We start from the raw sequence: 9,560 nt of genomic DNA, 5'->3' as shown, positions 1-9,560 counted from the left end.
AGCATAACTGGCCTCCACCCCTTGGATAGGCATGACGAAGGAATGATAGGGCAATTGACCCGTTGAGACATGGGAGGGAAAGCCTCCAGGGGCGGCGTGGAGAATGTACATTATATGGTAAAATGTGGAGTGTTGTACAACTCCTTTATCACAGCAAATGATGATGAGTAGATTCAAATGGCTTAAACTATTTAACAGGATAAAGAAGCAATAAAGGAAAGAACTTTATCGTTTAATGTAATGTAACCTATGCTTATGTAAAACAGCAGATTTTAAAGAATGAAATCCAATACTCTTAAAGGAGATTGAGGTATGACGGAAATCTGGGAATCAAGTTTTATAGAAAATCATATGATGTGGGGATTTGAACCTTCAGACTCCGCAATCTTGACAAAGGACTTTTTCCTTGAAAAGAAAGTTAAGGATATATTGATTCCAGGTATTGGATATGGCAGAAATGCCAAGGTTTTTACGGACAACGGAATACATGTAACAGGTATCGAAATTTCAAAAACAGCGATAGAATTGGCAAGGCAAAATGGGCTTAATCTTAATATTTTTCATGGTTCAGTAACCGATATGCCTTTTGATAATAAACTTTATGATGGGATATTTTGTTATGCCCTTATTCACTTATTGAATAATCGTGAGAGAGAGAAGTTTATTAAAGCTTGCTATAATCAGTTAAAGCCAAATGGATATATGATTTTTACTGCTATTTCAAAAGAGGCCCCAATGTTTGGTAAGGGCAAACAACTGGGTAAAGACTATTTCGAGATAATGGAAGGGATGAAAATGTTTTTTTATGATTCCGACTCGATTAAACAAGAATTTGGAAATTATGGACTGGTAGAGTTTTCTGAAGTAGTTGAGCCGCATAAGAATGCGGAAAATAAACCTCCATTTAAATTTATAATGGTAAAATGTCAAAAAGGACTATGATACAAAATCATAAGATTAGACTCCAGAAGATCGTCATTAGTGGCGATCTTTTTCTTTTCATTTATTTGAAAGCGCACTGTAACCAAATTAATAGTAATAATATTTTATGAATTAGAAAAAAATAGGGTAAGGGAAGGAGGGAATGCGAATGTCTGTGAAAAAGTGGGTAACAGGATTGGTTGTTGTGCTTGCAACGGTTGTCGTTGTGACAACTCTAGGATCATTCGGCATATCTGCCGAATCTCGTGTTGTAACTCAGCCTGCGGTGAAATCGATTGAGGTCGAGTTGAACGATGATTTCTTTAATCCGGAAGTCATCACTATTCCAAGTGGAACAGCCACAACATTGATTTTGAAAAATAAAGGTAAGAAAGAGCACACCTTCACAGTGGAAAAGCTCGGAATTGACGCAGAGGTCCAGGCAGGTAAAGAAAAAACCATTACCGTGCAACCGAAACAGCCGGGTACATATGAACTGATATGCCGGTACCATTTCCAGGAAGGAATGGTTGGGAAAGTGATCGTCGAATAAAAGGCAGGGCCAAATATGGCCTTGTTTTTTTTTAGGCAAAGGAGAATGATTTTTCATTTCAGGATATGGGTGTTGGATCATTAATAATGGTTCCACCTCTAATGAATGGCAAATATAATGTATGGTAACGTATAAACCATTTAGAATGAGGTGGAAAGGTGTATTTTTTAAAACCTATTTCTGAAGAGGTCCGTTTATCTCAAATCATTTTCAATAAACATAAAAAAACGATGAAGCTCATTTTAGTGTCCATTTTTGCTTGTGTTTCTGCCATTCTACAGGCTGCTCCAGGCTTTTTACCAGGTATCGGATATTTTATAAGTCCGCTAGCCACTGCACCTATTCTGTTAGGTTCCATGTTTTCCATTCCATTTGGAGTGATGACCTACCTTTTGACAATTATGTTGTTATTCATCCTACAGCCAACTGAACTCATTGTATTTCCTTTTACAACTGGATTATTGGGTCTTGGCATAGGGACCTCTTTTTCCTTTTTTAGGAAGAGATTAAGTGTTATTGCTGTTGGTGCCATTCTTTTAATGTCAGGCATTATGAGTCTACTATTTATTTTTCACTTTCCGGTTTTAGGTCCAGCCGTGTCTGTTTCCTTTTCAGTTCTTATAACTGGCTTTTTATTAGCTTTGATTTATAGCTGGTTTTGGGTTGAAATGGCTTTAATCATTTTTAAACGATTAAAAGTGATTAAAGTTCAGTGAGTCCCCATCACTAAATCTAATTATCAAGATTAAGTAGAATTTGAAAGTTAGGGTTCAACGATTTCAAAAATCGTACCTTGGTTAAAATCAGTCACTTTCATAGAGCCATAAACCCCTAAATATAGTCTGGTTTGATCCAGGTTCGTTCCCAAATTAACATAATAAGCTGATTGAGACCCAAAATCATAATCGGTTTGTATTACACTAAAATCATTTTGTTGACCATTTGGTCTTATGGTGGTATAAGCTAAAGCCCCTCTTACCTTAGGTTGAGTTTCTTTCCGGGCAAGATCGGTAAACACAACGCTTCCTGTCAAAGCAGGGATTCTTTCCCCCATATAGGCTTGCACTCCTGTAATTGCAGTTCCACTAAACTTATCGGGTCTGGTATCTTCATGAAAATAACTAGTCAAAGGCTGAAGACGGATACCTGAAAGCGCAGCTGCTTCATTGTAATATGCAGTTGTTTTCTCATTCAAATCCGGATTTTCCGTGCACTTTCTTATAATCGAAGCAGGAAAAGCACCTTCCCAACCTCGCCAGCCAAAGTTAATAAATCCTTCTTTGTCAGAATCGGAATTCATGGAATAAGCTTGAATAAGCTGAGTAACCGGTATTGGTTTATACTGAACGAATGAATAAATCGACTCGACCAAACGCTGTCCGACATTTCCCGCATACTTAATATACTGATTATAAAATCTTTGAAATGAAATGCCTGGTATATTGCGCACCCCTTTGGCCATTACCATGAGCGTTTCCTGAATGGGTGTGGGAAGTTCATTAAAACGTGTGACAATGGGGGGATTATTGATGTATAGATTCTTGCCTACATCCATTTCGATTATTTTACCGGCGATTTCGAGATCATCCTGGCTTAAGTTAAATGGATCATAGCCTGATCCGCCATCTCCGGTTGTTAAAACAAGTTTTCCTGTTTCAGGTGAAAAGTTTAAACTATTGAACCCATTATGATTTTTAAATGGCCGTCTTAAGTTAAGTAATGTCCGTCGTTTTTGAGGTTGACCATTCGATTGTAAAATCCATTCTTCAATTGTATCAATATGATCATATTTAGTTTCTCTATCCCTCCACCTTAGGTTTAACGTTTTGGGATCACACGGGTCAGGCTTAAAAGATTCAGAAAGAGCACCTGGACCTTGTGTTCCTGCCACTGAATAATGAAGGTAAAACAGGCCGTTATAATAAAATTCGGGATGAAACGCTAGCCCCAGCAATCCCCGTTCATCATATCCGCCGCCAGAAGCACCTAGTTTTAGGATTCGCGGGCGAATATCTAAAAAAGTCCTTATATCTCCGTTTCCTATGTAAAAGATCTCTCCTACCTGGGTTGCAATAAATAATCTTTCAATGGAGTCACCCGGAAGTATAGTCGTTTTCAAAACAGTAGGTAAATTTATCTTACTTACAATGGGCCGTAAACCAACCTTCACTTTTATCAACTGATTTTGCCCCCCTTCTAATTGTTTTCTTTAATAAGAATATGATTAGAACTGTCCATTAGTACCAAATTAGGCAGGGGGAATCTGATAAGGCAATGCACTAATTTCGCACGAGCGTAAGTTATCTAAAGGGGTGCTTTACTTAACGGGGCTGTTTAAGATGAAAAACTAAAACCAATACTAAAATTGTCTGCAATTATTGGAGATGAATGAGTGTTGGGGTTATTCATGATGGAGCCTGATGATGGAAATAATAGAACAACATATGTATTTTGGCTTTCCCGATCAGGAATAGGTGCGATTGACAAGCAACCATAAAGTTGCTTATACTTGTTGACATGCAACTATAGAGTTGCTTATAATTGATGTATGTGGGATAAAGACGCTATATTCAAAGCACTCGGCGATTCGACCCGGCGGCTGATATTGGACGAACTATCTGAACGCAACGAGCTGACGTTGTATGAACTTACGGTACGTCTCATTACGAAGCACGACCTTGCCATTTCGCGACAGGCAATCGCTAAACATCTAGCAGCATTGGAAGATGCAGGACTCGTAAAATCAAAACGAAAGGGAAAATATCGAGTACTAATGTTCAACAACGAACCACTTAGAAACTTGCTGAAAGGATGGATAGAGTAATTTTATAAAATCGGAACAGGCTTCTGAAGAATGTGTGGGTTTTTCGGCTTGGAGCCAAATTGTTTGCAGAGCACCAACGTGGTAAATATTAAAGGAGGCAAAGGATTATGAAAATCATTGTTACCAGTTTATTCGTACAAGACCAAGACAAGGCACTGGAATTTTATTCAGAAAAGCTGGGATTTGTAAAAAAGCATGACATTCCCATGGGGAAATTCAGGTGGATTACGCTTGTTTCTCCCGATGCTCTTGACGGTACCGAGCTTTTACTCGAACCGAATGAGCATCCTGCCGCAAAGGAATATCAAAAGAAGATAGTAGCCGAAGGCATCCCAGCAACAATGTTTGGCGTTGCAGATATTCATCAAGAGTACAAACGGCTATTGGAAAACGGCGTGAAGTTTACGATGGAGCCGACAAAAATGGGAGAAAGCACAATAGCTGTCTTCGATGATACATGCGGCAACCTTATTCAGATAGTGCAGCAGTAACTTTATGTGAAATAGAGGTAAATTTGCCATCTTATAACCCTGTCCTAATTTTAGGACAGGGTTTTATATATTTTTGGGGTGTAAAAATAAATGCCAATGTTGTCATTCTCCAATAGAAATGTAACATTTTAAAAAAGTTCATAAATCGAAAAAATAACCCCGAAAGATCGGGGTTATTTTTTATTTACTTGACGTCCACTTTTTTTTGAGCTCTGTGAACTTGTGTTTCCAATTTGAAATTCATTACCTAGTTCAACATCATTTCTTTTATCCTGTTTCTCGATTTGCTTTCTCGTTTGATCCTTGTTTTGCATCCCTTGTTTAGACAATACGTATTCAACTCGCTTTCAATGTTATTGTTTTTAATATGCGCAAGTATAAGGAAAATACGTATTATTATTTAAAAAATAAAACAAATTAGGGTCCTTCAGCAAAAGAATTATAACAAAAATGCGTTTGCAAAAAAAATCTTAAATTTCCTGCAAATGACGATTTTCCTTGTCATGTCTTGAATTTAATTAGATCACCCTAACTCCAGACATTATAGCAGGCAGAAACTAATATGCTGTTATGGGAGGTGGTTTAATGGGCGGGATTTCAATTAGTTTATGCATGATTGTAAAGGATGAAGAAGACTCCCTTCCTAACTGTCTTGCTTCTGTTAGGGAACTGGTCGATGAAATGATTATCATTGATACAGGATCAGAAGATAACACAAAACAAAATGCCTCAGCCTTCACTGATCATGTTTAAAAGTAACTCCATATCACCAGCCATATCCTTTAAAGAAAGGTATGGCCTTTTTTTAGGACATGAACTTTTTGAATGTACTGTATGTGGATTGAGTATAGGTGCACGAATTTTAGTATGTGGCATATCATATCCTCAACCTTGTCCATACCCCTTTTGATAAGAAGTCTGGCTGCATGCCGTTATGCGCAGTGCTTGGGTTATTTGAGAAGAATAAGAAATAGTGATGCTTAATGCCTTATGGAATTAACGGGGCAGGATCGTCCTGTAGGTTGATTTTAGTCTGGGAATATTTAATAATGTTGGGGTATGAATTCGTTTATAAAAGGATGACTGTCATGAAAAAAGCAGAGGAAATAGCCTCCTAAATCAATAAAACACATTAGGAGGCGCTGTATATGAAATTCAATATAATTGATCGTGAAAATTGGGTTCGAAAAGAGTACTTTGAACACTATTTACAACAACAAACAACATTCAGTATAACGAATGAAATGAATATTACTGTTCTTATGGAAAACTTAAAGAAGAAGAATTATAAGTTATATCCCGCGTTTATTTTTATGGTTACAAAAATAGTTAATTCCCATCGAGAATTTAGAACCAGCTTTAACCAAGAAGGGAATTTAGGTTATTGGTCAGAAGTTTTGCCTTCTTATACAATTTTCGATAAGAAGACATCCACATTTTCTAGCATCTGGTCACCAAATGGAAGTAGGTTTTCTGAATTCCATTCCCAGTATGAAAAAGATGTAGAAGAATACAATGGTACGGGTTGTTTATTTCCGAAGACCCCTATACCAGATAATCATATTCCGATATCCATGATCCCTTGGAGTTCTTTTACAGCATTTAATTTAAATATTAATAATGGTGGCGATTTTCTCTTACCCATTATAACTGGGGGGAAATATTCACAAATAAAAGATGAATGGTTCTTGCCTGTTTCTTTGCAAATTCATCATGCAGTTTGTGATGGTTATCATGCAAGTGTTTTTATGAATGACCTCCAAAGGTTTGCTGATGAAAGTGCAGACTGGCTCTAGTTGTACATTGGGAAATTCTAAAAGAGTTCCTCAGAATGTAGACAAACTCGATGAAAATCGAGTTTGTCTACATTTTTTGCTTGTACAAATTTGGACGTTGATTTCCACTTTAGGCACTCGCTTTCCGCGGGCGGTCCGGGAGCCTCCTCGGCGCACTTGCGCCTGTGGGGTCTCCCTTGGACTCGCTATTCCCGCAGGAGTCTCGCACACCCGCTCCAATCAACTATGTTTAAAAATTTGGATAGAACTCCTTTTGCCTAAAGTCTTAGGAACTGTGAAAAACAGTTCCTTTTTTTTATAGAATTAAAAACAAAGGTTTGTGTAAAGGGTGCGTTAGTTCAATAAGTAGATATTTCTGATGTGGTATTATATGGATATAAGAATGACTTACTAATTTAAAGGGAGATGATTTAATGTCATTTAATATTTTGATACCAATTATTATAATGGGTCTTATAATTCTTTGCGGCTTTGGAATTTTCAAGATTGCCAAAATCATAAAAAGGTGAGGCTAGCCGGCGGCCATTACTTATGAAACTAAAGGGGCAGGATCGTTCCATAATCCAAATTGGAAAATGTTTTTTTTACTTGGACTAGAATTTTTAATTAAGCGATAAAACAAAAAAATCCCTACAATTAAGTAGGGGATGAATTTTAACTGGTGAGTTGTGTTAATTAGAATATGGCTTCACGCATTTTATGTGTTTCCGTTTTTTATATTTCGGGCATATAGCCTTTTTTGTTATGGATATATTTTTCCCAATTACTGTTCGGGTTACAGGTTCTTATCAAGAACCTTTCCTTGTACTATTAATATTTCAGAAATATAAGCTACTTCTTTATATTTTCCAATGCTCTATAAGCATTTGCTTCTCCTGAACCAAATAAAGCATCTTGTCCTTTCTTTCCATAGTCAAGAGTTGTTTGCTTAATGCGTGCGGTTATTTGGGCCGGTGTATATTCCGGATGAGCTGCCTTAATAACCCCTGCAATTCCAGCTACTTGAGGAGTGGCCATGGAAGTACCAGCATTAAACTCATATGAAGTACCTAAATAGGTAGGCCAAGTACTAAGAATTAAGTTACTTGGATCAGCCGCCGCAGGGTCATTGGTTTCTGCATATTCAGGCCCGTAATCTCCTCCGGGAGCTGCCACGTCAATGGCACTGTTTCCATAATTAGAGTAGAAAGCAAGCTGTTGAGTTGACCATTTTGTGGAGGCAGACACATTAATGACTCCTGGCATCTGTGCTGGTACCACGGTTGCAGGCCCTTTCACGCTCATTCCATATGGTTCATACAATTTATTTAAAAATTCGTTAACTTCCTTCTTGTCATCTAAATTTAAACTTTCATTACCACTGCCGGCCACTACAGTTACTCCATTCTTTACTGCATATTGAATGGCTCTCTTCCAAAGTAACGTTTCAGCGATTGATTTATAACTTTCTCCTTCAAATGTCATTTTGTTATTATTATAGAAACGTAGAGACATATTAATAACATCTACCTTGTCATTTGTTGCTGCAATGATTCCATCTATAATCCAAGTTGGTAATCCAAGGGCTTGCTCTGAGTATAATGCGCGGTAGGACCTGATTCCTAAATCCGGCCCTACACCCTTTACTTTACCATTTGCGCCAATGATCCCGGCAACGTGAGTGCCATGCCCATTGCGATCTTTAATATCAGTGGGATCCCCTGTTTCAGATTCATCCATTCCAGCAGGAACAAGGTTACGTCCGCCTAAATTATTATTCTTTAAGTCAGGATGAGACTCATCAATTCCGGTATCAATCACTCCCACCACTGCTTTATGAGTCATGCTGCCATCTTTATTTTTATATCCGCCTGTTTCTAAATCATATGATTTCCCATTGTTGGTCACCCTTTGTATATCCCATTGGGAGTCCCAATAACTCTCAGAATTTTGCTGGCTGATGATACTGGATCCATAGTTATAAGGGCTGACTGCTGTTTTGTCTAAGGTTAGGGGAATTTCTCTGTTAGCAGCTTCTATTGAGGAATTAGCTTTTAGGTTTTTAAGAAAAGAAGGCTCGTCAGATTGAGCTTCTATTCCTCCAACCTCTGGAAGGACTTTGGTTACTTTACCACCGGCTTTCCGTATTACCTCTTGATAATTCTCTGGTAATCCACCTTTAAAAGCTATTGCGTAAGAGTCATTTATCTCTTGATTTTGACTCTTAGCTTGGGCAGGAACATCACCAACGGAAAGTATCCCTGCTCCTACAGCAATCGAAAGTACCGTATGTAGAATTCTCTTTTTCATATGTCTCCTCCTATATAATGGAATATATTAACCATATACTATCTTAATATACAACAACTTAAATTCCAAGTTTTTCTAATTAATCTATTATTGAAATTGGCAGCTCTTTTTATTTATGAAATGATCGGGGCAGTCAGTTGAAGAAGGGAAAGGTTTTTTTTGTCTAGAATATGTCTAGTGAGAACTGTGAAAGGTGTAAAAACCCTGTGTCGCCAAAAGGTTTATATATTAATGCAATTCCAGTATCAATCAATCTATGAGGAGGGTTCAAATGGATAAGAGAGTTCAATTTGACTTTGAAATCAAGTTTACTAATGGCGGTGGGCTTCAAGGGCAGGAATTCCGCCTTGATATTGATGGAGATGACATCACTGACCAAGAGTTAGCCAAGTATATTGTAGAGGATATGAGGTTACTAATGGTTGGAGAAGTTAAGATATTTAATAAAAAGATCATTAATGAAAAACATAAACGAAAACCTGTTGATGAGAACTCCGGAAAGTAACAGGCTCTTCAGCTATCAAGTGCGTTTGTGATGATCGGAGCTGTCTTTAAGGCAGCTTTTTCTTGTGTGCCAGGCATGGCATCTATCTAGGTGGTGAAAGTCCACTGTGGGGGTACACATCGACCAACCACTAAGGAAGCGCAAGGTACTTATCGTGAGGTAAGGGCTGGAGGAAGCGTGG

The 9,560-nt window shown here is 37.8% G+C and carries 10 protein-coding genes; 8 read left to right on the top strand and 2 right to left on the bottom strand.

Features of this window, described 5'->3' with window-relative positions; translation table 11 throughout:
• The first annotated feature begins 312 nt into the window (after positions 1-312).
• The 3 genes from AC1DIV_RS29105 (at position 313) to AC1DIV_RS29095 (ending at position 2,190) form a co-directional block, all read left to right on the top strand.
• Positions 313-942: a class I SAM-dependent methyltransferase gene (locus AC1DIV_RS29105; protein ID WP_340877619.1), complete on the top strand. Its 630-nt coding sequence runs from the start codon at positions 313-315 to the stop codon at positions 940-942.
• A gap of 148 nt (positions 943-1,090) precedes the next feature.
• On the top strand, positions 1,091-1,474 hold the full coding sequence (locus tag AC1DIV_RS29100; protein WP_340877618.1) for a cupredoxin domain-containing protein: 384 nt from the start codon (positions 1,091-1,093) through the stop codon (positions 1,472-1,474).
• Between the two features lie 158 nt (positions 1,475-1,632).
• Positions 1,633-2,190, top strand: a complete 558-nt coding sequence (locus AC1DIV_RS29095) for a hypothetical protein (RefSeq protein ID WP_340877617.1) — start codon at positions 1,633-1,635, stop codon at positions 2,188-2,190.
• A 47-nt stretch (positions 2,191-2,237) separates the two neighbouring features.
• On the opposite strand, the gene AC1DIV_RS29090 is transcribed toward AC1DIV_RS29095, so the two are convergent.
• Complete coding sequence (locus AC1DIV_RS29090; RefSeq protein ID WP_340877616.1) at positions 2,238-3,653, bottom strand: PQQ-dependent sugar dehydrogenase; 1,416 nt, start codon at positions 3,651-3,653, stop codon at positions 2,238-2,240.
• A 369-nt stretch (positions 3,654-4,022) separates the two neighbouring features.
• On the opposite strand from AC1DIV_RS29090, the gene AC1DIV_RS29085 reads away from it, so the two are divergent.
• The 4 genes from AC1DIV_RS29085 (at position 4,023) to catA (ending at position 6,585) form a co-directional block, all read left to right on the top strand.
• Entirely contained in the window at positions 4,023-4,298 is a 276-nt protein-coding gene (locus AC1DIV_RS29085; RefSeq protein WP_340877615.1) for an ArsR/SmtB family transcription factor, read from the top strand.
• Between the two features lie 107 nt (positions 4,299-4,405).
• The gene (locus AC1DIV_RS29080) at positions 4,406-4,789 is read left to right on the top strand and encodes a VOC family protein (protein ID WP_340877614.1); all 384 of its coding nucleotides are present in this window, start codon (positions 4,406-4,408) and stop codon (positions 4,787-4,789) included.
• A gap of 585 nt (positions 4,790-5,374) precedes the next feature.
• Positions 5,375-5,542: a glycosyltransferase gene (locus tag AC1DIV_RS29075; protein ID WP_082162802.1), complete on the top strand. Its 168-nt coding sequence runs from the start codon at positions 5,375-5,377 to the stop codon at positions 5,540-5,542.
• 395 nt (positions 5,543-5,937) lie between these two features.
• A complete protein-coding gene (gene catA / locus AC1DIV_RS29070; RefSeq protein WP_340877612.1) occupies positions 5,938-6,585 on the top strand; it encodes a type A chloramphenicol O-acetyltransferase in 648 nt (215 codons plus the stop codon).
• Between the two features lie 831 nt (positions 6,586-7,416).
• Here catA and AC1DIV_RS29065 read toward each other — a convergent pair.
• Positions 7,417-8,874, bottom strand: coding sequence for a S8 family serine peptidase (locus tag AC1DIV_RS29065; RefSeq protein WP_477577899.1), 1,458 nt, complete (start codon positions 8,872-8,874; stop codon positions 7,417-7,419).
• Between the two features lie 271 nt (positions 8,875-9,145).
• On the opposite strand from AC1DIV_RS29065, the gene AC1DIV_RS29060 reads away from it, so the two are divergent.
• Positions 9,146-9,379, top strand: coding sequence for a hypothetical protein (locus AC1DIV_RS29060; RefSeq protein ID WP_034304346.1), 234 nt, complete (start codon positions 9,146-9,148; stop codon positions 9,377-9,379).
• Positions 9,380-9,560 lie beyond the last annotated feature (181 nt).

Source organism: Peribacillus sp. 05N428, assembly GCF_056397085.1.
Note: the sequence above shows the minus strand (reverse complement) of the source record. Positions and strands in the feature narration are given on the sequence as shown.